The 26,857-nt window shown below is 54.7% G+C and carries 31 protein-coding genes and 2 tRNA genes; 18 read left to right on the top strand and 15 right to left on the bottom strand.

The window, feature by feature from the left end:
- From ABYV26_RS03690 to ABYV26_RS03680, 3 genes are all read right to left on the bottom strand, one after another.
- A partial coding sequence (locus ABYV26_RS03690; protein WP_372678272.1) for a co-chaperone GroES occupies window positions 1–173 on the bottom strand: 173 nt, incomplete at its 3' end.
- A gap of 294 nt (window positions 174–467) precedes the next feature.
- The gene (locus ABYV26_RS03685; RefSeq protein WP_372678269.1) at window positions 468–752 is read right to left on the bottom strand and encodes an FmdB family zinc ribbon protein; all 285 of its coding nucleotides are present in this window, start codon (window positions 750–752) and stop codon (window positions 468–470) included.
- Window positions 753–866: 114 nt separating this feature from the next.
- Window positions 867–1,418, bottom strand: coding sequence for a hypothetical protein (locus ABYV26_RS03680; protein ID WP_372678267.1), 552 nt, complete (start codon window positions 1,416–1,418; stop codon window positions 867–869).
- 222 nt (window positions 1,419–1,640) lie between these two features.
- Between ABYV26_RS03680 and ABYV26_RS03675 the strand changes: the two genes are divergently transcribed.
- The gene (locus ABYV26_RS03675) at window positions 1,641–1,739 is read left to right on the top strand and encodes a 30S ribosomal protein bS22 (protein ID WP_073474648.1); all 99 of its coding nucleotides are present in this window, start codon (window positions 1,641–1,643) and stop codon (window positions 1,737–1,739) included.
- A 91-nt stretch (window positions 1,740–1,830) separates the two neighbouring features.
- On the opposite strand, the gene hflC is transcribed toward ABYV26_RS03675, so the two are convergent.
- Together hflC and hflK are read right to left on the bottom strand one after the other, a co-directional pair.
- Complete coding sequence (gene hflC, locus ABYV26_RS03670) at window positions 1,831–2,799, bottom strand: protease modulator HflC (protein WP_372678265.1); 969 nt, start codon at window positions 2,797–2,799, stop codon at window positions 1,831–1,833.
- A complete protein-coding gene (gene hflK, locus ABYV26_RS03665; RefSeq protein WP_372678263.1) occupies window positions 2,796–3,833 on the bottom strand; it encodes an FtsH protease activity modulator HflK in 1,038 nt (345 codons plus the stop codon). The genes hflC and hflK overlap by 4 nt, the downstream gene beginning before the upstream one ends.
- A 363-nt stretch (window positions 3,834–4,196) precedes the next feature.
- Here hflK and ABYV26_RS03660 point away from each other — a divergent pair, with 363 nt between their 5' ends.
- Together ABYV26_RS03660 and ABYV26_RS03655 are read left to right on the top strand one after the other, a co-directional pair.
- Window positions 4,197–4,514, top strand: coding sequence for a DUF721 domain-containing protein (locus ABYV26_RS03660; protein WP_372678261.1), 318 nt, complete (start codon window positions 4,197–4,199; stop codon window positions 4,512–4,514).
- Window positions 4,515–4,520: 6 nt separating this feature from the next.
- Window positions 4,521–5,243: a tRNA1(Val) (adenine(37)-N6)-methyltransferase gene (locus ABYV26_RS03655; protein WP_372678259.1), complete on the top strand. Its 723-nt coding sequence runs from the start codon at window positions 4,521–4,523 to the stop codon at window positions 5,241–5,243.
- Between the two features lie 33 nt (window positions 5,244–5,276).
- On the opposite strand, the gene ABYV26_RS03650 is transcribed toward ABYV26_RS03655, so the two are convergent.
- A complete protein-coding gene (locus tag ABYV26_RS03650; protein ID WP_372678257.1) occupies window positions 5,277–6,605 on the bottom strand; it encodes a DUF1015 domain-containing protein in 1,329 nt (442 codons plus the stop codon).
- A 202-nt stretch (window positions 6,606–6,807) separates the two neighbouring features.
- Between ABYV26_RS03650 and ABYV26_RS03645 the strand changes: the two genes are divergently transcribed.
- The 6 genes from ABYV26_RS03645 (at window position 6,808) to ABYV26_RS03620 (ending at window position 10,196) form a co-directional block, all read left to right on the top strand.
- Window positions 6,808–6,900: transfer RNA gene (locus ABYV26_RS03645), tRNA-Ser, on the top strand.
- A 51-nt stretch (window positions 6,901–6,951) separates the two neighbouring features.
- Window positions 6,952–7,045 (top strand) — tRNA-Ser (locus ABYV26_RS03640).
- A gap of 152 nt (window positions 7,046–7,197) precedes the next feature.
- A complete protein-coding gene (gene dnaX, locus ABYV26_RS03635; RefSeq protein ID WP_372678255.1) occupies window positions 7,198–8,883 on the top strand; it encodes a DNA polymerase III subunit gamma/tau in 1,686 nt (561 codons plus the stop codon).
- Window positions 8,884–8,894: 11 nt separating this feature from the next.
- Window positions 8,895–9,206 (top strand): YbaB/EbfC family nucleoid-associated protein, encoded by a 312-nt coding sequence (locus ABYV26_RS03630; RefSeq protein ID WP_372678253.1) that lies wholly within the window; start codon window positions 8,895–8,897, stop codon window positions 9,204–9,206.
- The gene (gene recR / locus ABYV26_RS03625; protein ID WP_372678251.1) at window positions 9,206–9,805 is read left to right on the top strand and encodes a recombination mediator RecR; all 600 of its coding nucleotides are present in this window, start codon (window positions 9,206–9,208) and stop codon (window positions 9,803–9,805) included. The genes ABYV26_RS03630 and recR overlap by 1 nt, the downstream gene beginning before the upstream one ends.
- On the top strand, window positions 9,795–10,196 hold the full coding sequence (locus ABYV26_RS03620; RefSeq protein WP_372678249.1) for a YkgJ family cysteine cluster protein: 402 nt from the start codon (window positions 9,795–9,797) through the stop codon (window positions 10,194–10,196). Before recR ends, ABYV26_RS03620 begins: the two co-directional genes overlap by 11 nt.
- Before the next feature lie 30 nt (window positions 10,197–10,226).
- Here ABYV26_RS03620 and ABYV26_RS03615 read toward each other — a convergent pair whose 3' ends face one another.
- Window positions 10,227–10,502: a hypothetical protein gene (locus tag ABYV26_RS03615; protein ID WP_372678247.1), complete on the bottom strand. Its 276-nt coding sequence runs from the start codon at window positions 10,500–10,502 to the stop codon at window positions 10,227–10,229.
- A gap of 206 nt (window positions 10,503–10,708) precedes the next feature.
- Here ABYV26_RS03615 and ABYV26_RS03610 point away from each other — a divergent pair, with 206 nt between their 5' ends.
- Complete coding sequence (locus tag ABYV26_RS03610) at window positions 10,709–11,512, top strand: CsgG/HfaB family protein (RefSeq protein ID WP_372678245.1); 804 nt, start codon at window positions 10,709–10,711, stop codon at window positions 11,510–11,512.
- Between the two features lie 114 nt (window positions 11,513–11,626).
- On the opposite strand, the gene ABYV26_RS03605 is transcribed toward ABYV26_RS03610, so the two are convergent.
- From ABYV26_RS03605 to ABYV26_RS03570, 8 genes are all read right to left on the bottom strand, one after another.
- Window positions 11,627–12,454, bottom strand: coding sequence for a universal stress protein (locus tag ABYV26_RS03605; protein WP_372678243.1), 828 nt, complete (start codon window positions 12,452–12,454; stop codon window positions 11,627–11,629).
- A gap of 58 nt (window positions 12,455–12,512) precedes the next feature.
- On the bottom strand, window positions 12,513–14,243 hold the full coding sequence (locus ABYV26_RS03600) for a chloride channel protein (protein ID WP_372678241.1): 1,731 nt from the start codon (window positions 14,241–14,243) through the stop codon (window positions 12,513–12,515).
- A gap of 127 nt (window positions 14,244–14,370) precedes the next feature.
- Window positions 14,371–15,051 carry a PTS sugar transporter subunit IIA gene (locus tag ABYV26_RS03595; protein ID WP_372678239.1) on the bottom strand — a complete coding sequence of 227 codons (681 nt, stop codon included), beginning with the start codon at window positions 15,049–15,051 and terminating at the stop codon, window positions 14,371–14,373.
- 70 nt (window positions 15,052–15,121) lie between these two features.
- Window positions 15,122–16,249 (bottom strand): mechanosensitive ion channel family protein, encoded by a 1,128-nt coding sequence (locus ABYV26_RS03590; protein WP_372678237.1) that lies wholly within the window; start codon window positions 16,247–16,249, stop codon window positions 15,122–15,124.
- Window positions 16,250–16,285: 36 nt separating this feature from the next.
- Window positions 16,286–17,029, bottom strand: a complete 744-nt coding sequence (locus tag ABYV26_RS03585; protein WP_372678271.1) for a succinate dehydrogenase/fumarate reductase iron-sulfur subunit — start codon at window positions 17,027–17,029, stop codon at window positions 16,286–16,288.
- Window positions 17,030–17,037: 8 nt separating this feature from the next.
- Window positions 17,038–18,951 (bottom strand): fumarate reductase/succinate dehydrogenase flavoprotein subunit, encoded by a 1,914-nt coding sequence (locus ABYV26_RS03580; RefSeq protein ID WP_372678235.1) that lies wholly within the window; start codon window positions 18,949–18,951, stop codon window positions 17,038–17,040.
- 90 nt (window positions 18,952–19,041) lie between these two features.
- Entirely contained in the window at window positions 19,042–19,683 is a 642-nt protein-coding gene (locus tag ABYV26_RS03575; protein ID WP_372678234.1) for a succinate dehydrogenase cytochrome b subunit, read from the bottom strand.
- 52 nt (window positions 19,684–19,735) lie between these two features.
- Window positions 19,736–20,305, bottom strand: coding sequence for an HD family hydrolase (locus ABYV26_RS03570; RefSeq protein WP_372678232.1), 570 nt, complete (start codon window positions 20,303–20,305; stop codon window positions 19,736–19,738).
- Window positions 20,306–20,585: 280 nt separating this feature from the next.
- Here ABYV26_RS03570 and tolQ point away from each other — a divergent pair, with 280 nt between their 5' ends.
- The 8 genes from tolQ to ABYV26_RS03530 form a co-directional block, all read left to right on the top strand.
- Window positions 20,586–21,299: a protein TolQ gene (tolQ, locus tag ABYV26_RS03565; RefSeq protein WP_372678230.1), complete on the top strand. Its 714-nt coding sequence runs from the start codon at window positions 20,586–20,588 to the stop codon at window positions 21,297–21,299.
- Between the two features lie 12 nt (window positions 21,300–21,311).
- Window positions 21,312–21,752 carry a protein TolR gene (gene tolR / locus ABYV26_RS03560; RefSeq protein ID WP_372678228.1) on the top strand — a complete coding sequence of 147 codons (441 nt, stop codon included), beginning with the start codon at window positions 21,312–21,314 and terminating at the stop codon, window positions 21,750–21,752.
- Window positions 21,752–22,657: a TonB C-terminal domain-containing protein gene (locus ABYV26_RS03555; protein WP_372678226.1), complete on the top strand. Its 906-nt coding sequence runs from the start codon at window positions 21,752–21,754 to the stop codon at window positions 22,655–22,657. Before tolR ends, ABYV26_RS03555 begins: the two co-directional genes overlap by 1 nt.
- A gap of 68 nt (window positions 22,658–22,725) precedes the next feature.
- Window positions 22,726–24,048, top strand: a complete 1,323-nt coding sequence (tolB, locus tag ABYV26_RS03550; RefSeq protein ID WP_372678224.1) for a Tol-Pal system beta propeller repeat protein TolB — start codon at window positions 22,726–22,728, stop codon at window positions 24,046–24,048.
- A gap of 36 nt (window positions 24,049–24,084) precedes the next feature.
- Window positions 24,085–24,681, top strand: coding sequence for a peptidoglycan-associated lipoprotein Pal (gene pal / locus ABYV26_RS03545; RefSeq protein ID WP_372678222.1), 597 nt, complete (start codon window positions 24,085–24,087; stop codon window positions 24,679–24,681).
- 253 nt (window positions 24,682–24,934) lie between these two features.
- Window positions 24,935–25,831, top strand: coding sequence for a tol-pal system protein YbgF (gene ybgF, locus ABYV26_RS03540; protein WP_372678221.1), 897 nt, complete (start codon window positions 24,935–24,937; stop codon window positions 25,829–25,831).
- Window positions 25,832–25,933: 102 nt separating this feature from the next.
- The gene (locus ABYV26_RS03535; protein WP_372678219.1) at window positions 25,934–26,449 is read left to right on the top strand and encodes a crossover junction endodeoxyribonuclease RuvC; all 516 of its coding nucleotides are present in this window, start codon (window positions 25,934–25,936) and stop codon (window positions 26,447–26,449) included.
- Between the two features lie 79 nt (window positions 26,450–26,528).
- A partial coding sequence (locus tag ABYV26_RS03530) for an OB-fold domain-containing protein (RefSeq protein WP_372678217.1) occupies window positions 26,529–26,857 on the top strand: 329 nt, incomplete at its 3' end.

Raw genomic sequence — 26,857 nt, 5'->3', positions numbered from 1 at the left:
TCCAGTGCCACACGCTTGCCGTCATCGCCGACCTTGCCGTTTCCGACGGCTTTGACCTTACCCTCAGCCGGTTTTTCCTTGGCGGTATCGGGGATGATAATGCCACCTTTGGTGGTGGTCTCTTCTTCGACGCGCTGCACCAGAATTCGATCCTGCAATGGTCTGAGTTTCATTTTTCCTTCTCTCCTTTTTAGATTAGAACTTGTGTTGATCACCAAAAAAACAAAGCCTCACAACTATTTTAAACCAGGTCAACCCACATGACCTTATTTTAAACAAATGCCGTCGCATACGCTGATTTTTATTCAGGAAGACGAAAGATTTAATAATCTAATCACACGTCATGATTTGTAAAGAGTGGATGTCATTTTTATATGCGGAAACCGCTATCGTCTTTTTTTTGCATGGGCGCTTTAAGCACCGCACCAGTGGATGGCACCGGCGTGCGTGATTATGGCCCACGGAAGTCAGTCGTCGCCCGTTGTCGCTTTAGACGCTGTGACGCCGGTGCCGCTTGGTTTGCTTTCAGTGGTGGCTGTATCCGCAGGTTTGTCGCTGGTCGCCGTTGCTGGTTTTTTGGAATAGTCCGTCACGTACCAACCGGTTCCTTTAAGATGGAAACTGCTTTGGGAAATCAGTTTGTTCAACTTTCCCGAGCAACGCCTGCATGTGGTCAGCGGAGCATCTGAAAATTTCTGAATCGCCTCTTCTATTCCTCCGCACGCCACACACTGGTATTCGTAGAGCGGCATAGCTATTTTCTCCTGTAACCTATTGCATATATTATATAAAACGATTTGCTGTGCCTGAACGACTGCTTTAATATATGTCAATTTTCGTGCTTGTCAAGAAAATGCCGATGAAAATCAGGGGATGGTTTTTAAGCCATCGAAAGGCAGGCGCCAGGTGGCGTAAAAATCAAGCACGGCACCCAGTCCAGCGGTTTTCAGGGAATCTAGAATGTCGTGGGTGATACGGTGCACCCGGCGCTCTTCGTCGAGCTTTTCAACCTCGCTGGCATTGAAGTTTTGCTGAAAGCGGCTGAAGCGAACGATATGGACCAATTCATGGGTGACCACGTACAAGGCGAAAGGGGAGAGTCCAATTTCGGGACGCTTTCCAAGAACGTCGAGGATGGAATGGTCCTGAATACATATCTTATAAAAATCGTATGCGCTCGATCCTAAGACCCCACCTTTGACTTTGCCTTCATATCGAATGATCTGGGCGAAGGGGCCGTTGACGATTTCATCATCGGCCAAATCAACGAGGGTTTTCACATCATATTTAGGGTGCAGCCACTGGCTAGCGGACATTTTATAATAGTTGCTGACCACTTCTTCGGCCATGGCCACGGCGTTGTTGACAATCGTCAGTTCATCGTTTTTGAATGTGGGGATAGGAAACTTTTTTTTCATTAAATTCCTGTAGCATACCCCATTTCATGGATCAATGACATAATCGGATGAACCCGCGACGGCAACGGACGGTTTTCGAAGTGCAGCCGTGATTTCGATTTTTGGATCCACTGGATAGGCGGTTGATCGGCAACGGAGAATAAAAAATGATGGACAAGATCAGTGCAATGATATAAATGAACCGGGTTATGCAGTTACTTTATTATGAATGGGGGTGATCTGTTGGGCAGCGTGATCAAGAAACGAAGAAAAAAGATGCGCAAGCATAAGCACCGAAAGCTGTTGGCCCGCACGCGGCATCAGAGAAGAAAGGGTAAATAATGACACCTTCGCACTTCTGTGATGGTCACCAATAAAAAAGCACCGGCACAACGCGCGTCGGTGCTTTTGTTGTCTTCGGGTTAAGTCGCCGCTATGGCCTTCCCAACACTTTTCCTTCGTAGCCTTTCATGTACTTGAAGATCTCAGAGTCTGTCGACAGAATGATTGAGCTGTTTTCTGACAGCGCCTCGTTGTAGACTTCCAGTGTTTTGACGAAGGAATAAAACTCCGCGTCCAGCCCGTAGGCTTTGGCATAGAGTCTTGTCGATTCGGCATCCGCCTTGCCCTTGATCTCCTGCGCCGTCCGGTAGGCTTCCGATTCGATTCGCTTTAATTCCCGTTCTTTCTCGCCCAGGATTTTCTGAGCTTCACCTTTTCCTTCGGACCTGAATTTCTGGGCAATCTGTTTTCTCTCGGCAATCATTCGTTCGTAGACGGATGTTCGGACCTCTTCTACATAGTTGACCCGCTTGATCTTTACATCGACCAGTTCAATGCCGAAATTGGACAGTTTGGGCTTGGCCTGGTTCAGGATGCCGGTGTCGATTTGGTCACGTCCGACATACACCTGGGAGAATCTGACCGGCTTGTCTTTCTGTGCGTCCGGATCTGAACCATCACCCAGGTCCTCGAAGGTGTCCAGTTCGCGGTTGCTGTTGCGGACTGCTTCGATGAGGCGGTTGGAGGTGACGAAGTTTCTCACGGTGGGATCGATGATTTCGTCCAGTCGCTGCTGAGCCCGGTTCACGTACCCCACCGTTTTGAAAAAGAGGACGGGGTCAACGATCTTCCAGCGGGCAAACGTGTTTACCCAGATGTAGGTCTTGTCCTTGGTGGGGATCTGTCCTGGGTCTCCGTCCCATTCCTGAAGGTTGTTGGGGAAAACCAGTGCTTTTTCGATGACCGGAAGTTTGAATCGCAGACCCGGTGTCAACACCGTCCGCTGAACCTTGTCGAATCGGGTGATCACCACCTGTTCGGTTTCATCCACGGTATAGGCACAGACGAACAGGAGCAATACCATTAGGCCGGCCGCAGCCAGCAGTGCTTTTATTTTCATTTGGATTCACCCTCACTGTTTCCGAGGTTCAAGAGAGGCAGGATGTTTTTCTGGTCGGCATCCACGATAAATTTGCGGTTTATCTTGGGCAGCAGCTCCTTGAGCGATTCCAGATAGAGCCGTCGTTTCGTCACGTCCTTGGCCTTGACATATTCGCTGTATAGGTCCGTGAACCGGGCCGCATCACCCTGGGCCCGGTTGATCCGATCCAGCGCATAGCCCTCGGCGGCCTTGATGGTTCTTTCGGCCTCACCCTTGGCGGCCGGGATGGCCTTGTTGTAGTCTTCCCGGGCCTGGTAGATCATCTTCTCTTTTTCCTGGGTGGCCTGGTTGACTTCGTTGAATGAGGCTTGCACCGGCGTGGGTACATTGGTCTTCTTCATTTCCACGGTAACCACGTTGATACCTGTCTCGGCTGCATTTAACTCTTCCTGGAGAACACGCTGGGCCTCCACCGCAATCTCATCACGTTTGGTGATCACCTCGTTGATGCTTCTATCCCCGACTACCAATCGCATGCTGGATTCCGACAGGTCCCGCAGCAGGCCGTTGGCGTCTTTCACCTTGAACAGGAAATTGTAAGGATCCTTGATCTTGTATTGAACGATCCATGGCACCACCGCCACATTCAGGTCGCCGGTAAGCATCAGGGAAATGTTGGCTGAATCCGAGGCTGATTCATACCTGCCGTCAATCTCGCCACGCTCCGACTGGAAGCCGAACTCTTCCTTGTAAACGCGGTCCTGACGAACTTTGGTGACTTTTTCGATGCCGAAGGGCAGTTTGAAGTTGGGGCCCGGCTCGGCGATGCGGACAAACTTGCCGAAACGCTGAACCACGCCGACTGAACCGGACTCGATGGTAAAAAAGACCGAGTAGCCGAACATCAGCGCAGCGATGACCACAATAATCAGCAGCGAACCGCCCGGTGGTTTGAATTTTTTCAGCTGGTTGATGATATCATCCATTTGCGGAGGAACGCCGCCGGGCTGCTGTTGGTGCTGACGGTTTAACTTTTCCCAATCCCAAGCCATTTTTTATCCTTCGTGTGAATGGTGATGCTGCAGTGGCTTCTCGCGCCGTCCTCAAGATCGTCGGATTTACCGATCGCCCCCGTTGTGGTAAAAGGGGTCGCCTCATTGGTTTCCTGCGGCGATTGAATGTCGGCGAAAAGATGAAATACGGCCGGCTATAGACGATATTCAAATGTAGGCTAATTTAAGATTGACATCCCGTTAAGTCAAGGGAAATCAAAGGGAAGCACTCATCGGCTTAACTTTGGACAGAGCGGTGTTGGGTTTGTGTTGACTTGGTGAATCACCGTTTTTATGCCGGCGGGAAGGGCGCGCCGGTTCAATCTTTGTATTTTTCCCGGCCCCTGAGGAGATCGATCCAGCATGGAGAACAAGCGTCGCCCCAACCTTACGTTCACACCGATCGGCCAGGTCCTGGATTCCATTCTCGATCAATGCCGGTCCGAAAGTGCCGGCGGTATCATGCACCTGGTCCATGTATGGGAAAAAGCAGTGGGGCCGCCGATATCAGACAACGCGAAACCGTTTGCCGTCAAGGGATCGCTTCTGTTGGTGCATGTGTCCAGCTCCGCCTGGTTGCACCAACTCCGGTTTTTGAAAGCCGAACTGCTGGAGAAGCTCAACCACAGCCTCACCAACGAACGGATCGAGGATATCAAATTCAAAATCGGTCTGATGTAAAGCACCATGGAACCGTTGACCCGCGATCATTTCTTTAATGGCAAGATCGTCCTGAATCAACCCGCATCAGGCTATCGGTTTTCCATCGATGCGGTTATCCTCTCCCATCTGGTCTGCCCGCTGCCCGATGAGACCATACTGGATCTGGGGACCGGTTGTGGCGTGATTCCCATCATGCTGGCATTCCGGCATCCGGAAATCCGGGTGATCGGGGTGGAGATCCAGCCTTCGCTGTCCAGACTTGCCCGACAGAATGTTGCCGACAACCGTCTGGCCCACCGGGTTCGCGTAATAGACAAGGACATCGGGAAATTGTTGTTGACGGATATCGGGGGTGCGGTCGATCGGGTGGTGACTAACCCGCCCTATCGTAAACGGGGCAGCGGCAGAATCAATGCCGACAGCCAGAGGGCCGTGGCGCGGCATGAATTGAAAACCGATCTGGATACGGTGATGCGCACTGCCTGGCGGATGTTGCGCAAGGCCGGCCAGTTTTCCATCATTTACCCGTCTGTTCGCTGCGTTGACCTCGTGGCGGCGATGCGGTCCACAGGGATAGAGCCTAAATACCTGACGATGATCCACTCCAAACCGTCGTCTCCGGCGAGGCTGGTTGTGGTGACGGGTATAAAGGGTGGACGTCCGGGGCTTGAGGCCGGCCCGCCGCTTGCCTTGTATCACGAGGATGGAACCTACACCCGGGCCATGGAGGCGATGTTTTCTGGCTGAGCCAATCCATCGACCTGTCACCCGGAGGGGATCCTATTCCTTGAGCGTGTTCATTACCAGTCCCGATTTCACTTTTGGATAGAAGTAGGTTGATTTCCGGGGCATGATCAATCCTTTCTGGGCGACTTCCTGAACTTGTTCGATGTGGGTGGGATTGAGGATGAATGCCACATCATAGGTGCCGGCGTCGATGGATTGAAAGGCATGGTCCGCGGTGCTGGCGTAACCAATGAGCTGTTCGTTGTCCAGTCGGACCTGGTCAAACCCAAGCACCTTCATAAACACCAGCCGGGTCAGCACGGTTACATCCAAATGCCGCAGCGATGCATCCAGCTCATTTGAGAACAACTGATCCATCACGCCGGCCTTGAGGGTCAGCAGATAGAAGGTCGGTGACCGGTGGGCATAGACGCCTATGCGCTGGCGGCTTTCCCCATCGCCCAGGGCGGCCAGGAAGGTTTGTTCCACCTGTGGACGATCGTCCGCCGTAAAGGGGTGTTCGGCAACCTCGAAGTAGGTACGGATGGTCGCCATCGCCTGTTGCAGATCATCAACACTGACCGCTTTAAGCAGGCGGTGGGCCGGAAGGATGACCAGCCCCGGATCGCTCATGCTGCACAGGTACATCAGGACATGGTTTGCCGGATGACGGTCGCTGAAGGACGGATCCGTCTCCTTCAGGTGCGTTCTGAAATTCAATGCGGTTTCGTAGCGGTGATGGCCGTCGGCGATGAACAGTCGCTTGTCCTGCATGGTCGCGGCCACCTGCCGGTGGACCGCCGGGTCGAGGATCCGCCACAATTGATGACGGTGGCCTTGGTCGTCCGTAAAGTCAACGATGGGGGCGGACTTGTCAACGGCCGCTTCGAGGGAAGCCAGCATGCCGCCATCGTCCGGATACAATGAGAAGATCGGGCAATAGTTGCAATGGGTGGCTTTCATCAGTTGAAGCCTCTCGGACCGGACTTTCGAGAAAGTCTTCTCATGGGGGAGGATAATGCGTTTGTCGAACGGTTCGAGGCCTACCCGCGCAATCAGTCCATAACGGGTAATGGTTCTTTCTTCATGGGCGTAAGTGATTGCCTTGAGATAAAGGGCCGGCTGTTCATCCTGTTTGAGAACGCCTTCAGACATCCATTGCCGAAAAAAAATCCCTGAGCGCGTATGGGGATTGTCCAAGGCGGTGTCGGTCGCCTCGGAACGGCCCAGGATGAGGCGGATGACGTTGTACGGATGCCTCTCGTAAAAGGCCGCCTGCGCTTCAGGGGTGATTACATCATAGGGCGGTGCGGTGACATCCGCACTGTCGGTTATTTTTTCCGGATTATAGAGGATTCCTTTAAGGGGCAGGACGGTTGCCATGGACGGTCGTTTCCTTTCATTTTTTCGTTCGGATGCCAAATCAGGACCAATACTACAGCAGACCTTGTCAGTTCAAGAATAATCCGAGTGGCGCATTTTCGGAGGGTGAGCGGCCATCACTAAAGGGCCAACTTGAGGGTTGACAAACCGAGCACAAAAAGGATATCGAAGCCTTCTTTATGCGTGTGCCTGTGAGGGGAAAGGAGAGGTGGCCGAGTGGCTGAAGGCCCCGCTCTCGAAAAGCGGTATCCTGCCAAAAGTGGGATCGTGGGTTCGAATCCCACCCTCTCCGCCATTTTCCGAAGAAGGCTTGCACCAGCGCCGTTCAGATTTGTCTGCCCTATGCGGAGAGATGTCCGAGTTGGCTGAAGGAGCACGACTGGAAATCGTGTGTGTCGTTTATAGCGGCACCGAGGGTTCGAATCCCTCTCTCTCCGCCACAACCTATTGCACCCGTCTCGCCCTTTTTCCCGCCGTTCCGTTTTTCCGACCGCTTTTCCCAACCCTTGACGGACGGAGCCGGGGGGATCGTGGGTTGCCACCTGCCGGCGCATGGGATACACTTAGTGGCCGTGTCCAAGGAAAGACGTAAATGGCTTATCTGGTTTTAGCACGAAAATACCGGCCACAGACATTTGAGGATGTGGTCGGACAAGAACATGTCACCCGGACCCTGAAAAATGCCATCAGCGGTGACCGGATGGCACATGCCATTTTGTTTTCCGGACCACGGGGAACCGGTAAAACCACAATTGCGCGGATACTGGCCAAGGCCGTGAACTGTGAATCCGGACCGACGCCGACCCCCTGCAACGCCTGCCGTTCCTGTCGGGACATTACGGCTGGGCGCGGTGTGGATGTGTTCGAGATTGACGGCGCCTCCAACAACAGTGTGGACCAGGTCAGAGAACTTCGGGACAACAGCCGATACATGCCGGCGCACAGCCGCTACAAGATCTATATTATAGATGAAGTTCACATGTTAAGCATCGCCGCCTTCAATGCCCTGCTCAAGACGCTGGAAGAGCCCCCGTCCCATGTATTGTTTTTCTTTGCCACCACCGAGGCCCACAAAATTCCCATCACGATACTTTCACGATGTCAGCGCCACGACCTGAGGCGGATCGAGACTGCGGCCATTTCGACACACATGGAAGGCCTTTGCCGGAAGGAAGCGGTATCCATCTCTTCGGGTAATCTGTGGGCCATTGCGCGAGAATCCGGCGGCAGCATGCGCGATGCACTGAGCCTATTGGACCAGGTCCTGGCCAGCGGAGACGGGCAGGTCAACGATGAATATGTGATGAACCTGCTGGGGGGGATGGATCGTCAGGTGCTTTTCGACCTTTCGGAGGCGACCTTTACCCGAGATATCTCTCGAACCTTGGCCCTCATCGACGCGGTTTATAAAAATGGTCAGGATTTGAAGCGATTCTACGCGGATCTGTTGATGCACTTTCGTCACCTGATGCTCGCCAAATTGGATGCTCAGACGGGCCTAATGACGGACCTTCCCCCTAGCGAAATGGAAGCCCTGGCTCGGCAGGTGGAGACGGTATCCATAGCCTTTATCGATCAGGTGTTCACTTTGTTGTTCAACGCCGAGTCCAGCGTCCGCACTGCATCACAACCCCGGTTGGCTATCGAGATGGCTTTTTTCAAGATCCAACAAATCACGCCGGCGCTGCCCATCGATTTGTTGATCGAGCGCCTGGATACGCTTCTGAACGACCCGAACCTGAGGCCAACGCCGGGTATTGTCGAGGCTCAATCGGTCTACGGGGATACGGTAAGTCCACCCAAAGCCCATCCACGCAGCGGACCCACGGAAGATGATCCGGCGGATGTGACCGCACCCGCGGGTGATGAAACGCCCGCTGGCCCAGATAGGGTTCAGGCGGTTGACCGCGGCCCTGGCAGTGACGCCTGGCGCGGGATCATCGCGCGTATTGCGGAAACCAAACCGTCCATTGCCGCGGCGCTGACCCGGTCGCAATTGGTATCCGTGTCGGAACAGGCCTTTACCGTGGAGGTGCAGGACAATGACTACTCGACGAACCTGGTAAAAAAGAATTTATCAATGATTGAAGCCGTTTGCCGCGAACTTGCCGGCCGGGGAATCCAGGTCGATTTTTTCGGCGGTGATACGCAGGACAGCTCCGCGGCATCGGCGAAACAGAAGACGGATGACATCAGGCAGAAACTGCTCAACCATCCGCTGCTGGCGGATGCAGTGGAGATTTTCAGCGGAAAAATAGAAGAGATAAAAATCAGATAGGAGGAACGCCGATGAAGGGCATGGGAAACATGATGAAGCAGGCCCAGAAACTTCAATCAAAGATGCTGCGCATGCAGGAGGAGCTGGCCACAAAAACCATTGAGACCTCGGCCGGCGGCGGCATGATCACTGTCGTGGCCAACGGCGCTCAGCAGCTCGTTTCGATCAAGATAGAAAAGGAAGTGGTTGATCCCGATGATGTGGAGATGCTCCAGGACCTGGTGCTTGCCGCGGTCAACGATGCCCTGGTGAAATCCCAGGAGATGGTTTCCGGAGAAATGGGAAAACTCACCGGCGGTATGAAGATTCCCGGCCTGATGTGATGGATTACTACCCCGGTTCAATCAAAACCCTGATCCGAAGCCTGGCCCGGCTGCCGGGCATCGGTCAGAAAACCGCCGAGCGCTTGGCGATGCACATTCTCCAGCAACCTGACGAAGACGCCCATCGACTTGCCAGAAGCATCGTGGAACTGAAAAAGAAACTGCGTTTGTGCAGCCGATGCTATGCCCTCAGTGACGATGCCCTGTGTCGGATCTGTAATGACCCCTCCCGTGAAATTGGCCTGATCTGTGTCGTGGAACAGCCGGCCGACATGGCATCCATCGAAAAGTCCGGTGCCTTCAAGGGCTGCTACCATGTCCTGGGTGGATTCCTTTCACCCATGGACGGCGTCGGGCCCGCCGACATTAAAATTGCGGAGCTGGTGTCCCGGGTGGAAAACGAAGATGTCCGCGAAATTATTCTGGCCACCGGGACGAATGTGGAAGGGGAATCCACGGCAGCATACATAGCCGGTATCCTGGCCGCCATGCCGGTGAAGGTGACCCGTATTGCTTCGGGGGTGCCCATGGGTGGAGATTTAAAATATGTGGACCAGGTGACCCTGAAGCGCGCGATGGATAGCCGACATGGGATCTGATGAATCGGGTTGCGATGCGCTGTTTGCCTGCACCCAATGCGGCGACTGCTGCAGCGGCTATGGCGGCACCTACCTGTCTGAGAACGACATCCATGCGATATCACGCTACCTGGGGATTTCGGCGGATCGGCTGGTGTCGTGCTACACAAGCAAATCCGGTGGCAGGCGCCTGATCGCCCAGGGGGATAACGGCTACTGCATCTTCTGGGACAAGGTCTGCACCATCCATCCGGTAAAGCCGAAAATGTGCCGGCAGTGGCCCTATATCCCCAGCATCCTGGCGGACGTGGGCAACTGGCAGGCCATGGCGGCATCCTGTCCGGGAATGGACGCCGATGCGCCGGCTAAAAAGATCCTCGAATGTGTGAAAAAAGCTCTGGATAGACAGTAAATGCGGGTCAAATCGATCCGTCCAGCGGTCTCAACGCCATTTCTTTTCATCCATCATCCGGTAAACAGGCTCCCCTTGCGAATCCTCGCCATCCTTTCCCAAGATATTTCTGCTCTCCAGCCGGCGAAGTTCCAGTTCGAGTGTGGTCCGGTTGCCGTTCCACTTTCCCTGAAGCGTGGTCAGGGTGATCGCTGCACCTGCATCGGCCACCGCGCAGCACAACAGGTAAAGTGATACCGCTTCAACACCCAGGTTCATTGAAAAGATTTTTTGCTTCATGGCCGGCCCGACTGAATTGCTATTCATGGTTTTCTCCTGGTTGGTCGCTTTCAATTGTGCCATTGCCGCCAGCAATATGGATCACAATCGGTAGGGATATGCAAGGTGTTTCCCCAATGTCCATGCGCCGCCTTGACACCTTGGAGGAATTATGCAACAAATTATAAACAATCCTTGATAGTTATTTCTTACCAGCAAAACAAACAGTTGTATTTAACCATGGAGGCTATGCGATGAACAAGAAGGCGATGTTGAGAATGCTGTTCTTCCTTTTGGTTCCGCTTGCTTTTTGCGGATGCATGGAAAGCATGGTCAAACCGGAGGCTAAAATAGACACGGGTGAGGAAATGGGACTTCCCCCCTACAGTGGCCCCCGGGCCCGGTTGGCCGTGGCGGATTTCGAGTGGAAGGTCGATGATAGCAGCCGGACCACAAAAATCGGTTTCGGCGGCCAGACCATGACCATTTCCTCCTCCGAAACCACCGGATACACCACCGGCCTGCGGGACATGCTCACCACGGCCATGGTTCAGACCAAACGGTACCGGGTGCTGGAACGTCAGAATATGGATTCTTTGAAAAGCGAAATGGCGCTGACCGGATCTGGATATACCGATAAAACAGGTGTTTCCAAAGGCGGCGTCAAGGGTGCCGATCTTCTGGTGATGGGAGCGGTTACCGGATGGGAGCCGGGTTCATCTGGCGGTGGCGGCGGTCTCGGCGGCGGTGGAATGCTGGGTCAGGCCTCGGCTCTTTTCGGCGCGGTTAAAGGGGCCTACAGCAAATCGACGATGGCCATGGACATTCGTATCGTCGACACCCATACCTCTGAGGTGCTGGCGGCCACCCGTGTGGAAGGCGTGGCCAAAGACGTGAACCTCGGTGCGGCGCTGGCTGGATTTGGCGGCAGCGGTGGCATGGGGGGCGGCCTGGGCGGTTACGCGAAAACCCCCATGGAAAAAGCTATTCGAACCTGCCTTTACAATGCGACCCGGTTCATCACGGAAAACACACCCCCGGCGTACATGAAGTATTGACGAAAAAAGTGAGCAGTTGACTGCCCGATGGGTGCAAAAAGAAAACCTCCCGAAAGCCGCCGTGGCTATCAGGAGGTTTTCTTGATTGCGCGGGTCCAGGTGAATCGTCGGCCTTCATCCGATCATCGTGTACTTGGGGCCGGCGATGAGCAGGTTGTTTGAAATGGTAGATTGGATTTTTTCCATCATGCTGCCGAACATGATATCCCGGATGATCCCGTGGCCATAGGCGCCTAGTACGACCAGGGCGTTATGGGGGACGTCATACAGATTGTCCTCGAAGCGGCCCTTTTCGAAAAACGTCCATTGATTCAGAACGCTTTCCAGTCGTTTTTCCAGGCCCTTGTCCTGGACGATGGATCGGTATTCCGCGGGCGTGTTTTTTCCCACCTGGGTGTAGATGTCGAGTGGCATGCCGGTAATTTTGGCCAGCCTGATCCCCAGCCGCAGGGCGTTGACCGCATTGGCAGATCCGCCGAAAAAGACGGCGATAGTCTGCCAGGGCTTGTATACCGGGCTGGTAATGAGGACCGGAAATCGGGCTGCCTGGATGATTCGACGGACCCGCGGGCCGATGTAGCCCAGGCCGATTTTTGAGGACAGGTCGCTGATGCTACGTGGGCAGCACATAAACTCGAAACTGGTGGGAATGTCGGGCAAGGTGGAGGCGGTGAAGTTTTTCGGAGTGAACAGCTCCGGCTTGATCTTCGCTTCATTGAGCAGTTGCTCCACGTGCGAGACAGCGGTGTCCGGATCGTTGAGGTACGACGAATCCAGGTCCACCTGAACCACGTCATTTTCGAAGTACATTAAGAACTTGGTGGCTTCCGGGATATAGATAGTCGGCCGCACACCCATCTTCTGACAAAAATAGATGGACTGTAGCAGGGTCTCTCTGCCCAGCGGCGTATTCCTGAAGATGTGGAACAATTTTTGTGTCATGCGTGTTTCTCCTTTTCTCACGCTTCTGTCTGGCCCGCCGACAGACCGCGTTTACCCTTCAAAACCGGCCGGTCTGCACCATCAGTTCTTTCCGGTACTGATCCAGCAAGGTGGCTTTGGATATCATGCCTTGGAAACGGCTGTCGGACACGACCGGCATGCTGAAAATGCGGTCCTCATCCATTTTTTGTAGGACTTCGGACAAGTCATCGTGCAGGGATACCGTTTTTACATGGGGATTCATCAGCTGGCCGGTCAGTACCGCGTGATGCATGGCGGGGTCGAACAGGTAGGGACGGATGTCATCGAGGTGAATCATACCGACAAACTGGCGGCTTTGCTGTTCTTCAACGGGAAAGTAATTGCGGTGAGAAGATTTGACGATGTCAATGAAGTCCGCTAATCGCATATCGGGATGAACGCAGATACAGTCGGTTTCCAGGAGCTCTTGAATGCTCAGGTCCGTTAGCACCCGGGCGTCGGTGCCGGGGCGGAGCAGCTGGCCCTGTTCCACCAGGTCTTTCAAGTAAAATGACGCCGGTTCCAGGTAGTGGCAGAGGGTGGTGGAAATGGCTGAGACGACGATTAATGGGAGGATGACTTCGTAACCGCCGGTAATCTCGATTACCAAGAAGATGCCTGTGAGCGGTGCCTGCAGGATCCCGCTGATGAGACCAGCCATACCCAGCAGAGCGAAACAGCCTTCATTGACCCAGTGCACCGAGGACCACACCATGGCCATAAACCGGTGAAAACTCAGTCCCACGAATGCACCGATGACCAGACAAGGAGCGAAAATGCCACCGGAACCGCCCGACCCCAAGGTCAGCGCGGTTGCCAACACCTTTACCAGGGCGATCACGGTCACCAGCAAGAGGCCGCCCGAGAAACCCCCTTCGATGGCTGTTCGGATGGCATGATAGCCTTCGCCGAGAATATACGGCAGAAAGTAGCCGATGGCGCCAACCATGCTTCCGCCGATGGCGGCGCGGACCCACAAGGGCAGGCTGACACCCTTGGACGCGTGATGCATCGCGCGCAGCGCGCGCGTCAGCAGGATGGAGACCAGTGCACAGCACACGGCCAGTCCAACGCAGGCCAGAATGTCATGGAAATGGATGTTGAAGTCCCTGTGGGCAAAGGCGATCTGGTTGCCTTTGAGCAGGCGACTCACCTCAGTTCCCGCCACTGCGGCAATGGCAATGGGGATGATGTTCATGGTGCTCCACTCCCCAAGGATGACTTCGATGGCGAACACCATTCCTGAAATGGGGGCATTGAATATGGCGGCGATGGCGCCTGCCGCACCGCATCCAACCAGCGCTACCCGCTGGCGGTCATTGAGCGAGAAAGCCTGCGCGATGTTCGAGCCGATGGCTGCGCCGCTCATCACCACCGGGGCCTCGGGGCCGGCGGAACCGCCGCTGCCGATGGTCAGAAAACTGGAAATCAGACGGGAAAAACTGGACCGCAGTCGCAGTAGACCGCCATATCGCGAGACGGCGTATATGACTTCGGGGACACCGTGGCCGGCGCCTTCGTTGACGACCTTTTCCAGAAACAGGGAAGAGAGGGCCGCACCGGCTGCCGGCAGAAAAATGGCCCACCAGTAGATTCGGTAGTGATGCAGCCACGCCAGCATGCTTTCCAGCCCACGGTTTAACAGCAGGGCCGCCAGTCCGCTGCAAATGCCGACAATAATGGCAAAGATCATGAGCAGCAATCGGTCATCGGATCTGAACAGGGACCAACTGCCCGGGTATTTCAATTTTTTTAAAAAGCCGGTCATAGGGTGCCGTTGTTTCCGATTCCAGCCTGATCCGCGCGTGGCGCGTGGCTCCGGTCACGATAGAAAAGGGTGCCCGCTTTTGGCGCGTTGCCTCTCAAGCTGGATGATTCGACGGAGCGCATGATGATCAAAGGTCGTCCAGCTGTTTTTCAAATTCGGCGACGCGCGAATAGAGATCCACTGCATCGGGATGCCGGTTTAAAAAAGCCACAAATCCCCTGTCCCGGATGCAGTAGGAGAGCCTGGAAAGCAGGTGAAGATGGTGTTTGACCGTTGGACTGATCAGTACAAAGAAAATAGATACCGGCTGGTCGTCAATGGCATTGAAATTCACCGGCTTTTCCAAAAAACAGGTCGTGATGACAGGCATTTCGGGTGGCTGAGAGAGCGGATCCCGGGGATGGGGGATGGCGATGCCGTTGCCGATGCCGGTGGACGCGAGCTGCTCGCGCTCGACCAGTTTTTCAAAAAGTTCCTCGCGACTGTCCGCTGACAGAAAGTCGATGCAGTCGACTGCCGATCTCAAGACGACGGCGGCATCCTCGCCGGCGATCCGATGACACACCTTTCCCCGTTGCATTGCCGAAACCAGGGAATCGAGGGCTTCTGAAGGAAGTTCATCGGCCTGACCGCCATTCAGGGAAAATGGCAAATTATGCGTGGCAGCCCATTTTTCCAATGCCGAGTGAGAAAAGACCGCATCGCTGCCGCTGCGCTGGATCGGGATTCTTCCCTGGCGGATCCAGCGTTCGATCGTGGATACGGGAAGATTGAGTCCCTTGGCCACTGTTTTCATGGACAGTTTCATGGCTGCATACCGAATGAATCATTCCTGGAAAATTTAAAAACAATAAAAATACGCGGATATCCAGGAATAATCAAGGGACCGCGGCATCTTTTTTCTGTTGATCCGGTTGGGCGGTGTGGCGGTCAACAATGGTGATGTCTCGCTTGGGAAAGGGGATTTCGATGCCGTTTTCGTCAAACAGGCCTTTTACCGTATCGGTGATATGGTCAATCGTATCCATGCGCTTGCGGGCGTTTTTGATCCAAACCCTGGCCTGAAGATCCACCGATGATTCGCCAAAATTGCGCACCACCACCTTGGGCGCCGGTTCGGCCAAGATCCAATCGGCCGAGCTAGCCGCCTGGAGGATCAGTGCCTTGGCTTTGGCAATGTCGGCATCGTAAGCGACGCCGATATTGATGCGCACACGAATGGATGAGAAGATGGTGGTGTAGTTGACGATATCCCGGGTCATGATTTCGTTGTTGGGGATGATCACCACGATATTGTCCGTTGTTTTGATGCGAGTGGCCCGCAGCCCGATATCGATGACGTCCCCCCACGAGGCGCTGCCGGCCGGTGCGCTCCACACCTCGATGCGATCCCCGATTTCGAAGGGCCGGTCGATAATGAGCAGTATCCCGGCGATGAGGTTAGACAGGGTGTCCTTGGCGGCAAAACCCACGGCAACCCCCATGACACCGGCACCGGCGATAAAGGGCATCACGTTGACGCCCAGCACGTCCAACGCGATGACCGCTGCCGTGGCATAGACAATGGCACCGGAAAACTTGTTGAGCAGGTCGATGACAATGTTGTCTACGGCGGTTTGCGTGCGTTTGGCCAGATTGCGTTCGAGGTATTCCAAAAAAATGAGCAGAAAAGATTTAACCGGTGCAGCCGCCACGATGATGAAGACGGCGTGGAATATTTTTTCAACCATCGTCAAATGAAACTGCCGGATCCACATTACGCCCACCAGCCATATCAGCAGAAGGCCGGCCGCTTTTCGCAGAATGACGAACAATTCCTTGCGCACTTGAATAAGCTTGAAGTGGACGATCTTCTTTTCAAGAATGGTCAGGGCTTGTTTGATGATCAGCCAGAGGATGAATGCGGCAAGCACGGCCAAGATGGCGTTGGCCCAGCTTCTCGACAGGGACGCCTCGGCGCCGAAAAATGAAATGACCCGATCGATATAGCCCGCGATGGTGTTCATGGGTAATCTTCAAAAAAAGGTTTCTGGCCAATCGAATCAGGAGAAGAACCCGGCTTTGAAATATTCACGGTTCAGCCGGGCAATGTTGGTGATGGAGATCTCCTTGGGGCACTCGGCTTCACATTCCCTCTCATTGGTGCAGTTGCCAAAGCCCAGCTCATCCATGGTTCGGACCATGTTGATCGCTCGTTTGGTCGCTTCGGGTTTCCCCTGGGGCAACAGTGCCAACTGCGAGACTTTGGCGCTGGTAAAGAGCATCGCCGAGGCATTGGGGCACGATGCCACGCAGGCACCGCAGCCGATGCATTGAGCTGCGTCCATGGCCAGGTCGGCGACTTCCTGGGGGACCAAGATGGCGTTGGCGTCCTGGGCGCCACCGGTGCTGACCGAAATATATCCACCGGCCTGGATGATCTTGTCCAGGGCGCTGCGGTCCACGGCGAGATCCTTGATCACTTTAAAGGCCATGGCCCGGAAGGGTTCGATGGCGACGGTGTCGCCGTTGTCAAAATGGCGCATGTGCAGCTGACACAAGGTCGTTCCCTTTTCGGCACCGTGGGCACGGCCGTTGACCACGCAGCCGCACATCCCGCAGATGCCCTCCCTGCAGTCATGATCGAAAGCGATGGGCTCCTTATCGTCGATCGTCAGCTGGTCGTTGACCACATCCAGCATCTCCAGAAATGACATGTCGGTGGATATGTTCTCGGCATGATAGGTGTCGAACCGTCCCTTGTCTTTGGGTCCCTTTTGGCGCCACACTTTCAGTGTCAAATTAATCGTCTTTGTCACTTGTAGCTCCTTTGCGTAAGTTTGACGTTTTCAAATACCAGGGGCTCCTTGTGGAATGCAGGTTCCTGGCCGTCCCCCGTATGTTCCCATGCCGCCGCATGACAGTAATTGTCATCGTCCCTGAGGGCCTCGTGCTCCTCGGTTTCGAAGCGTTCGTTGAAGTGTCCGCCGCACGACTCCTGGCGAGCCAGCGCATCGACGATCATCAATTCACCGAATTCGAGAAAATCCGCCACACGTCCGGCACGCTCCAGGCTCTGGTTGAAGTCGGCCGCCTTCCCGGGCACCCGGACATTTTCCCAGAATTCGGCACGCAGTTCCTGGATCATCCCGCGGGCCATTGCCAATCCTTCGTTGTTTCTGGCCATGCCGCAGTATTCCCACATGATGCGGCCCAGGGTCTTGTGAAAGTCGTCCACCGTCCGTTTACCGTTGATGGACAGCAGCCGATCGATGCGGCCGGTGACCTGTTTTTCCGATTCATCGAAGGCCTTGTGCCCGGTGGTCACGTCTGCCTTGGCAGTGCCGGCCAGGTACCCGCCGATGGTGTAGGGCAGCACGAAATAGCCGTCTGCCAGGCCTTGCATGAGGGCGCTGGCGCCCAGTCTGTTGGCACCGTGGTCGGAAAAGTTGGCTTCACCGAGGACGAAAAGTCCGGGGACGGTGCTCATCAGGTTGTAGTCCACCCACAGGCCGCCCATGGTGTAGTGGATGGCCGGATAGATCATCATGGGTGTCTCGTACGGGTCGTCGGCGGTTATTTTTTCGTACATCTGGAACAGGTTGCCATATTTTTTGGCGATGACATCCCTGCCGTCGCGATGGATGGCATCGGCGAAATCGAGATAGACGGCCTGGCCGGTTTCGCCCACGCCCTTGCCCATGTCGCACTGTTCCTTGGCGTTGCGGGAGGCGACATCCCGGGGGACCAGGTTGCCGAAACTGGGATATTTGTTTTCCAGATAGTAATCGCGCTCGGCCTCTGGAATTTGGTCTGGTGTGCGCGTGTCGCCGGGATTTTTGGGCACCCACACCCGGCCGTCGTTGCGCAGACTCTCGCTCATGAGCGTCAGCTTGCTCTGGAACGTGCCGTGAACGGGGATACAGGTGGGGTGGATCTGGGTGAAGCAGGGGTTGGCGAAAAAGGCACCTTTTTTATAGGCTCTGAATGCCGCGGTTACGTTGGAGGCCATGGCGTTGGTGGAGAGAAAAAATACGTTGCCGTACCCACCGGTGCACAGCACCACGGCGTCGGCGGCATGGCGCTCGACTGCTCCGCTGATCATGTTGCGAACGACAATGCCCTTGGCGTGGCCGTCGACCAGCACCACATCCAGCATTTCGCGTCGGGGGAACATCTGGACCTTGCCGGCGGCCACCTGGCGCATCAGTGCGCTGTAGGCCCCCAAGAGCAGCTGCTGGCCGGTTTGCCCCCTGGCGTAGAAGGTACGGGATACCTGGGCGCCGCCAAATGACCGGTTGTCCAGCAGACCGCCATAGTCCCGGGCAAAGGGAATGCCCTGGGCCACACACTGGTCGATGATGTCGTTGCTCACCTGGGCCAGGCGATAGACGTTGGCCTCTCGGGCCCGAAAATCTCCGCCCTTGACCGTGTCGTAGAACAACCGCCAAATGCTGTCGCCGTCGTTGGGGTAGTTCTTGGCGGCGTTGATGCCGCCCTGGGCCGCGATGCTGTGGGCCCGTCGCGGGCTGTCCTGGATACAGAAGGTCTTCACGTTGTAGCCCAGTTCGGCCAGGGTGGCCGATGCCGACCCACCGGCCAAGCCGGTGCCGACGACGATGACGTTGAATTTTCGTTTGTTGGCTGGATTGACCAGTTTCAGCTCAAAACGGTGCCGGTCCCATTTTTCTGCAATCGGTCCGCCGGGTATTTTTGCATCGAGTGCCATGCTATTCCCTTTCTGGACAGGTGGGGGGTTGGTGACCCCGCCCTGTGTGTTGAGTGTCTAAGAAGCGTGGGCGCAGCGTCAATCGGCCCATCAGGCCAGCAGGAAAATATAAATGGGCAGAAAACCGAATCCGATGCCCACCACCACCGCAAATGCGATGCTGGCCGTCCGGATGGTCGGCATGTACTTGGGATGATTGGCGCCGACCGTCTGAAAGGCGCTCCAGAACCCGTGACTGACGTGGATGGCGGCGACCACCATGGCCACGATGTAGACGACCACATAGCCGGTATTGGAAAAGGCCTCGGAAACGATGTTAAAAATAGTGGTGTTCGACTTGTCCACGAAGTGAAAGTTCATCAGGTGAAAAAGGATGAAGGCCAGCAGAAATGCGCCGGTGTAAGGCATCGTGGCGGATCCGAAGGTTCGGCCGCCGGCGGTCTTGTTGACGGCATAGCGCACCGGCCGGGCCTTCAGGTTCTGCAGAAAAAGGATCAGGCCGGTGATCACGTGGACCAGAAAAAAGGAGAGCAGAACCAGTTCGGCCACCGTCAGCAGGGGTCCCAGGGCGTGAAGATGCTCGGCATAACCGTTGAAGGCATCTTTTCCACCATAGATCGTCAGGTTGCCTGCCAGATGGGCTGCCAGGAATCCGCAGAAACTAAACCCCGTGATGGCCATCAGCAGTTTTTTCCCGATGGACGACCCCAGTGTGTCGGTAATCCAGTTCATGATTGCCTCCCGTTAAAGGTAATTGTCAGAATTTTTGAACAAGGGATTTAAACTATTTTTCTTTCCTATCCCTGTCAATAAATAATTTCAACCACCATGAATCCCATTCAGTTTTCGCTATGCTCTCCGATAGCTTGATGCCGGCAGCGGTTTTAAGGCGTGCTTTTACATGCCCGGACCACTTATCCGGGGCCGCATAGCCCATGTCCGACAGGGACTTCAGATCCAGCAGGAAGGCCAGTTGGTCAGCGTCCCGGGCCAGTCGGGCTTCTAGGGTTTCACGGGCATTGAACTCGTCGAGCAGGGCACGGATGTCAGGCCCGAAAGACAGGTCCCGGGTCATATGGGCCACAGCCATTTTTTCGTCGGCTGTAACGTATTTTTTCTGGACCGTGTTCAAATCGCCCATCCTGGCCTCGGGGAGATCGTGAATCAGACACATGGCCAACAACCGGCCTTCATCCGCTTCCGGTTCCATCCTTGCCAGCGTCCAGGCGATACACATGACCCCGAAGGTGTGTTCGGCTACGGATTCCTTTCCCGGTCCGAGGAATTGATACCCGGTGCGGTGAACCCGTTTTAACAGCATGGTTTCAAACAAGAACTCGGCGATGCGTTCCATGATCCCTACTCCTATACTGGATGCTGGTGTTCAGGTGGCCAGGGCGCCGGGGCCAGATCGTCTGCATCTTGCGAAAGTGACCGGCTTCTGTGGCTGCAAAGCCTTTACCCGCGGCACTTCAAACGTCAAACTGCTTGACACTGTCTGGAGGCTTGTATAGTTATACAAAACCTTTTTCAAGGGGTGGCCCCGCTGGAACATTCCTCACCGGTTAATCCTCGATTTGCCGGTAGCGCGGACCCCAGGCATGCTTTAATCATTAGATAGTGGAGAGATGGACATGGTGCCTACCCAGATGGATTATATTCACATTATCAGCAACGCCAGCCTGATGGTGAAATTTGTCCTGCTGATGCTGCTTTTTTTCTCCGTGATGTCCTGGTCGATCATTATCATAAAGATCCGGTACATCCGCAAGGCGTTTAGGGAGTCGGATATTTTTATCGATTATTTTTGGAAGAGCCGTGACCTGGCCGGAGCCTTTACCAAGGCCAAACAGCTGGGCGGCAGCCCGGTGGCGCGCATTTTCAGAATCGGATATGCCGAACTGCGCAAACTCAATCCCAGCGGCAAGCCCGGTGACGAGATGATCCCGGATGAGAGCAGTCCCTCCCTGCGCCAGGGTTTCTCGGGCACCGACAACGTGAAACGGGCCCTTCGGCGGGCCATCAATACGGAAATGACACGAATCAATCAGATGGTTCCGTTTCTGGCAACCACCGGCAATACGACCCCCTTTATCGGGTTGTTCGGTACGGTGTGGGGTATCATGAACTCCTTCCATGGCATCGGGCAGCGGGGTTCGGCCAGTCTAGCCGTGGTGGCGCCGGGTATTTCAGAGGCCCTGGTGGCCACGGCTGCCGGTCTGGCGGTGGCCATTCCCGCCGTTATCGCCTTCAACCATTTCATGCAGAAGATTCGCGTGATTGAAACGGAATTGCACAGTTTTTCGGCTGATTTCCTCAACATTCTCGACCGGGACATTCTACGATAAAAGGGAGGCCCAATGGCAATCGGCAGCGGCAGCGATCGGCTTATGTCGGACATCAACGTGACCCCATTTGTGGACGTCATGCTGGTACTGCTTATTATATTCATGGTGACGGCACCCATGATGGTTCAAGGGGTCGATGTGGCCCTTCCCGAGGTGAGTGCCACGCCCATGGTGACAGAAAAGGAAAACCTCACGGTGACCATCGACCGGGAGGCCAACATTTACATCAACGATTTTCAGGTGCGGATGGATTTCCTCAAAGAGAAGCTGGAAAAGATCCTCGCCGCCAAAACGGATCGGGAGGTCTTCTTCCGGGCGGACAAAGACGTCTCTTATGGGGTCGTTGTCAGTGTGATGGCGGAAATCAAGGCTGCCGGTGTCGATAAATTGGGTATGGTGACCGACCCCTTCGACGACCGGACCCTCGGGCCATCCTCAGGTAAAAAAGGCTGATGAAAAGAAACATCCGCGTTCCGGTTTCCTCCAGCCAGGACCTGCGGGGCGATGGGCAGGCGCCTTTGTTTTTTCCAATGGCCCTTTCCTTGTTTTGTCACATGGTATTTTTGCTGCTTTTCGTGATCACGCCAAGTCTACGTTCTCAAAAAATCCAGACCCAATCGGTGATCAATGTCAGCATGGTATCCTTGAAGAATTCCGCTCCGCAGACCACTGAAAAACCGGCGGTGGAAAACAAGGCGCCTAAAATCGAAAAGCCCGACGTGGTGAAAAAACCGAGTGTCACCCCGCCGGTTAAAAAAGCAGCCGACGTGGCGGACACCCAGCCGCCCAAACCCAAGACATCGCTTAAAAAAAAGACCTTTAAGTCCACCCAGGTGGTCAAGCAGGCCATCGAACAATTGGAAGAAAAAGTGGATGTCAGAACAGACGAGCAGGCGGAAACGGCCCAGCCTGAGCCACTGAAATCCGCTCTGGAGCGGTTGCGGCAGGAGGTGGGCAAGGCGGAAGCCAGCCGGCCGGCGCCATCCGGCGAGCGCACGGATGCTTCAACCGGGAAAACGGGCGGAAAGTTCGGAAAATTCAACGAAGACGGAAGAAAGACAGCCGAGTTGATCGATCTGTATCGCATCGAAATCGCTTTCCAGATCCAGAAAAACTGGGCGTTCAATGAGCAGATGGCCGGCGGTGACCAATCCCTGGTGGCGGCCATCGTTTTCAAGGTGATGCCCGATGGAGAAATTAGGGATATTTTTTTTACCGACCGCTCCGGCAACACTTATCTGGATGAGTCGGCATACAAGGCCATTGTGAAGTCCAACCCGGTGGACAGCCATCCCAATGGGCTGATTCAGCCCTATGTCGTCATGGCCATCCGGTTCACCCCACAGGGTATCCGTTAAGCGATCAGGGGCCGGCGACACGGAATATTGATGAACGGTTATCCATAAACCAAGGACACCCAACTAAGATGATTCGACGCCGATTGATGTTCATTCTGCCTGTATTGTTGGTTTGGCTGCTGCCCCAGACGGCTGCCGCCGCGCAATACAACTACATTGATATCTCCAATCCCTTTCTTCGAAAAACCCCCATCGCCGTACCGACCTTTAAAGCGGCCGCCGAGGATCCGACAGCCATGGAGGCGGCCAAGGCTGCATCGGCGCTTTTGGAATATTATCTTGATTTCACAGGGTATTTTTCAATCAGCGACCCCGGGGCCTTCCTTGAAGACCCGCAGACCATGGACATTTCCGGAGCTGGTATCCGTTATCGGAACTGGACGGCCATCGGTGCCGAATTGCTGGTGACCGGCGTTGTCGTGATGCGGGATGGTGATGCCGAATTCGAGCTTCGGCTGTTCGACACGGTCAAGGAAAAAATGCTGGTGGGGAAACGCTATCGAGGCAGCCCTCACGATCATCGTCAGGTGGCCCGACGGTTCTGCAGCGAGGTCGTATTCGCCATCACCGGCAGCCGCGGGTTTTTCGATTCGAAAATCGCTTTTGTTTCCAACGGTTCCGGCCAAAAGGAAATTTACCTGTGTGAATTTGACGGCAGCAGCGTCACCCGGTTTACTCACCACAACAGTATCTCGCTGTTTCCTGACTGGTCCTCGGACGGGCGATGGATCGCCTATACCACCTATGCGGACAAATGGCCGCGGATTCGCATTCAACATGTAAGGGAAAACCGGACCGGAAAAATCGACAAGCCGGGGCTGCAGGCCGCGCCGGCATGGGTTCCCGGCAAGTTTGAACTGGCAGCCAGCCTCTCCTTTTCCGGCGATCAAGAAATTTATCTGTTGACCGGAAATGGGAAAGTGATTAAAAGGTTGACAAGCAGCATGGGGATTGACGTGGAACCGACGTGGTCTCCGGACGCCAGGCGTATGGCGTTTGTGTCCAAACGGTCGGGCAATCCTCAAATTTATATTTACGACAGCGTTTCCAACCGGGTTCAGCGGCTGACTTTCGAAGGGCGCTACAACACCCAGCCCAGCTGGTCTCCCAAAGGTGACAGAATTGCTTACTCCGCCATGAACAATGGCGTCATTGATATCTTTACCATCAACCCCGAAGGTGGCGAGCCCGTTCAGTTAACAGAGAATCAAGGGAGCAATGAGGCGCCGACATGGTCCCCCGACGGCAGTCTTATTGCCTTCAGCTCGACACGGGAGGGTAAAAGCAGGCTTTACGTGATGACCGCTTACGGAACCGACCAGAGACGTCTGCTCACTTTGCCCGGCGAGCAGTCCAACCCAAAGTGGTCTTCAAATATCTTAAACCCATGAATCGTATGTGTACCGTAAACTAAGGAGGAGAAAGTGATGAAAAGAAAGTGGATTATGCTGGCCATGTTGTTTATTGTTCCCGCCATGTTATTCTCGGTTTCCTGTGCCAAGAAGGCCGTTATGACCGAGCCGTCCATGACGGATACGTCGGCCGCCGATGAAGCCGCCCGTCAGGCGGAACTGGAAAAGCAAAGAGAGATGGAACGCCAGAAACAGATGGAAGAGGAGCGCCTGGCTGCCGAACGCGCCGAGCAGCTTAAAGCTGAAGCCATGCAGCGGGACATGATGATGGCAAAAAACCGTTTTCTCAGCGAAAATATCTATTTCGATTTCGACAACGCCACCTTGGACTACCAGGCCCAGGAGCTGCTGAAGCAAAAGGCCATGTGGCTGCGGGACAATCCCGATGGCAACGTCGTCATCGAGGGGCATTGTGATGAAAGAGGTACCAATGCATACAACTTGGCACTGGGTGAACGCCGCGCGGAAAGCGCCAAAGCGTTTCTCGTGGATCTGGGAATTTCCGATGCACGGTTGACGACCATCAGCTATGGTGAGGAAAAACCACTCGACATGGGCCAAAATGAAGAAGCGTGGGCCAAAAACCGCCGCGCGGCTTTTGTCCTGGAGTAATCTTTAAAAAAAGGTGTCGTTGACGACCCGCGTCATCCTGCCGGTTATTCGGCTAAGGTGCGCTGCGGCGCTGATTGGGGTTTCCCAAGCCGGTTGCCGGGGGCGGCAACGCAACCAAACCCATATGTAATTCACCGAATATGCAGCAATCGGCCAGAACGTCAGCCGTTGCTGCATATTCTATATGGGACGGCATCATTGGTCGTCCTTTTTTTCGGGCCATGCAGGCCCGGCGATATCCGGGAAGGTGACTATGCCAAACAACACCCTATGGATTGGCCTCGTCGCGGCAGTGTTGCTCTGCGGTTGTGCGCTTCAAGACGATGTTTACACACTGGACCACCGGCTGTCCGCCTTGGAGCGGCGAAATCTTGAACTGGAAAAGCAGAATCGTGACCTGGAAACCCTCAACCAGGATTTGCTTCAGGCCAAAGAGAGTATATCCAGTAAGGTCGAAGGGTTGGACCAGACCCGGCGGGATGATGAATTGGAGCTTCGCGGGCAGTATGCCGGGTTGGCTGCCCAGGTGCAGTCATTGCGGGAAGCGTCTCAGATGCTCTCTGGGCGGCTGGAAGAGATGGAATATCTGCTGAGCCAGAAACTCGAGGGATTTGAAGAGAACCAGCTGAAGAACCAAGAGCGCATGGACCGCATGGCAACGGATTCGGCCGCCATACAAAAGCGCATGGATATGATTGACCAGTACCTGAACCTTGAAGCCGCCCAGGTGAAGAAGCCGGCAGCACCGGCTGCTTCGGTCGTTGTCGCCGCGAAGCCGGCATCGGACCAGGCCCTTTATGGTGAGGCAAAGAAAGCGTTCGATGAAGGCGACGTCAAAGCGGCACGGAAAGGTTTTGAACAGCTAATTGCCGACTATCCCCAATCCCCGCATGCGGACAACGCTCAATTCTGGATCGGAGAAACCTATTACCGTGAAAAGTGGTATGAAAAAGCCATCCTTGAATACCAGAAAGTGATTGAGAAATACCCTTCCGGAAACAAGACGCCTGCGGCCTTGCTCAAGCAGGGATTGTCCTTTCTGAATATCGGAGAAACCAACAACGCTCGTCTGGTGTTTAAAGAATTGGTTGCCAAGCACCCAAGTACCAATGAAGCCAGCATCGCCAAACAGAAACTGGATGCCCTCTAACCCGCTCAGCGGTTCAGGGTTCGGCGGTTCTTTGAAAATTGCGGCCTAAACAAGCATCAACGATCAACGCTGGACCCGTAACGGGCTGGTAAGCAATCGACCATGATCAAAGTGATCGGCATTGATCCCGGACTGGCTGACACCGGGATCGGCATTGTCCGCGGCAGTGGCCTGAACGTACACGGTTATGCCTACGGCACCATTTCCACCTCCAAGGCGGAGCCTGTTGCCTGCCGACTGGAGCGGATCTATACGAAGATCAGTCAAGTCCTGGCAGACGAGAGACCCGACCTCATGGTTCTCGAGGATGTCTTTTCCCTTGAAAAATATCCCAAGTCGGGTATCGTTTTGGGTAAAGTGTGCGGGGTCCTGCTGCTGGCGGGCACCCGGTCCGGTGTCTCCTTGACGGAAGTGCCGGTGCGTCAGGCCAAGCAGATTCTCACCGGCAACGGCAACGCTTCAAAGGTTCAATTGGAACGCGTGGTGCGAAGCACCCTTTGCGCCCCGACGCCCATCCGGCCCTTTCATGCATCGGATGCATTGGGATTGGCGTTGATTGGCCTGTTCCGATTTAACCCAAACACAACCACGAAAAAACAATATCTAAAAGCCAAATGACCAATAAATCACAAGGGGGATTCGAGACAATAGAATGCCTATGGCAATCGGTGATGCAGGATTGTCGAGTTGAGAAGAGATGATCGGATACCTTGAAGGCAAATTGATCAAAAAGGAAAAGGAACGGATCCTGCTCCTGGTCGACCAGGTGGGGTACGACATCCTTGTTCCGGTGGTGGTGATGGAAACCTTGTCTCATAAGGCCATCGGCGATGAGGTTTCCCTTTACATCTATTATCACCAGACGGAAAGACAGCCCAAACCGGTGCTCATCGGATTCAACCTGGAGGCCGAAAAGGAATTCTTTCAATACTTCATCTCCGTGGAAGCCATCGGACCGCTCAAGGCCGTCAAGGCGTTGAACATCTCGGTGGGAGATATCGCGCATGCCATCGAAAGCGGAGATGT

The organism is Desulfosarcina sp. (assembly GCF_041551955.1).
Lineage (GTDB): Bacteria > Desulfobacterota > Desulfobacteria > Desulfobacterales > Desulfosarcinaceae > Desulfosarcina.
This window is presented reverse-complemented; position numbering and strand designations above follow the sequence as displayed.

Coding starts and splice junctions, on each gene's coding strand:
- tolB (WP_372678224.1), top strand. CDS start 22,726: ATGATTCGACGCCGATTGATGTTCATTCTGCCTGTATTGTTGGTTTGG.
- ABYV26_RS03620 (WP_372678249.1), top strand. CDS start 9,795: ATGGGATCTGATGAATCGGGTTGCGATGCGCTGTTTGCCTGCACCCAA.
- ABYV26_RS03600 (WP_372678241.1), bottom strand. CDS start 14,243: ATGACCGGCTTTTTAAAAAAATTGAAATACCCGGGCAGTTGGTCCCTG.
- hflC (WP_372678265.1), bottom strand. CDS start 2,799: ATGAAAATAAAAGCACTGCTGGCTGCGGCCGGCCTAATGGTATTGCTC.
- recR (WP_372678251.1), top strand. CDS start 9,206: ATGGATTACTACCCCGGTTCAATCAAAACCCTGATCCGAAGCCTGGCC.
- ABYV26_RS03655 (WP_372678259.1), top strand. CDS start 4,521: ATGGAACCGTTGACCCGCGATCATTTCTTTAATGGCAAGATCGTCCTG.
- ABYV26_RS03610 (WP_372678245.1), top strand. CDS start 10,709: ATGAACAAGAAGGCGATGTTGAGAATGCTGTTCTTCCTTTTGGTTCCG.
- ABYV26_RS03615 (WP_372678247.1), bottom strand. CDS start 10,502: ATGAATAGCAATTCAGTCGGGCCGGCCATGAAGCAAAAAATCTTTTCA.
- tolR (WP_372678228.1), top strand. CDS start 21,312: ATGGCAATCGGCAGCGGCAGCGATCGGCTTATGTCGGACATCAACGTG.
- ABYV26_RS03535 (WP_372678219.1), top strand. CDS start 25,934: ATGATCAAAGTGATCGGCATTGATCCCGGACTGGCTGACACCGGGATC.
- ABYV26_RS03595 (WP_372678239.1), bottom strand. CDS start 15,051: ATGAAACTGTCCATGAAAACAGTGGCCAAGGGACTCAATCTTCCCGTA.
- ABYV26_RS03580 (WP_372678235.1), bottom strand. CDS start 18,951: ATGGCACTCGATGCAAAAATACCCGGCGGACCGATTGCAGAAAAATGG.
- ABYV26_RS03630 (WP_372678253.1), top strand. CDS start 8,895: ATGAAGGGCATGGGAAACATGATGAAGCAGGCCCAGAAACTTCAATCA.
- ABYV26_RS03605 (WP_372678243.1), bottom strand. CDS start 12,454: ATGACACAAAAATTGTTCCACATCTTCAGGAATACGCCGCTGGGCAGA.
- ABYV26_RS03685 (WP_372678269.1), bottom strand. CDS start 752: ATGCCGCTCTACGAATACCAGTGTGTGGCGTGCGGAGGAATAGAAGAG.
- ABYV26_RS03680 (WP_372678267.1), bottom strand. CDS start 1,418: ATGAAAAAAAAGTTTCCTATCCCCACATTCAAAAACGATGAACTGACG.
- ABYV26_RS03575 (WP_372678234.1), bottom strand. CDS start 19,683: ATGAACTGGATTACCGACACACTGGGGTCGTCCATCGGGAAAAAACTG.
- tolQ (WP_372678230.1), top strand. CDS start 20,586: ATGGTGCCTACCCAGATGGATTATATTCACATTATCAGCAACGCCAGC.
- ABYV26_RS03650 (WP_372678257.1), bottom strand. CDS start 6,605: ATGGCAACCGTCCTGCCCCTTAAAGGAATCCTCTATAATCCGGAAAAA.
- ABYV26_RS03555 (WP_372678226.1), top strand. CDS start 21,752: ATGAAAAGAAACATCCGCGTTCCGGTTTCCTCCAGCCAGGACCTGCGG.
- pal (WP_372678222.1), top strand. CDS start 24,085: ATGAAAAGAAAGTGGATTATGCTGGCCATGTTGTTTATTGTTCCCGCC.
- ABYV26_RS03570 (WP_372678232.1), bottom strand. CDS start 20,305: ATGGAACGCATCGCCGAGTTCTTGTTTGAAACCATGCTGTTAAAACGG.
- hflK (WP_372678263.1), bottom strand. CDS start 3,833: ATGGCTTGGGATTGGGAAAAGTTAAACCGTCAGCACCAACAGCAGCCC.
- dnaX (WP_372678255.1), top strand. CDS start 7,198: ATGGCTTATCTGGTTTTAGCACGAAAATACCGGCCACAGACATTTGAG.
- ybgF (WP_372678221.1), top strand. CDS start 24,935: ATGCCAAACAACACCCTATGGATTGGCCTCGTCGCGGCAGTGTTGCTC.
- ABYV26_RS03660 (WP_372678261.1), top strand. CDS start 4,197: ATGGAGAACAAGCGTCGCCCCAACCTTACGTTCACACCGATCGGCCAG.
- ABYV26_RS03590 (WP_372678237.1), bottom strand. CDS start 16,249: ATGAACACCATCGCGGGCTATATCGATCGGGTCATTTCATTTTTCGGC.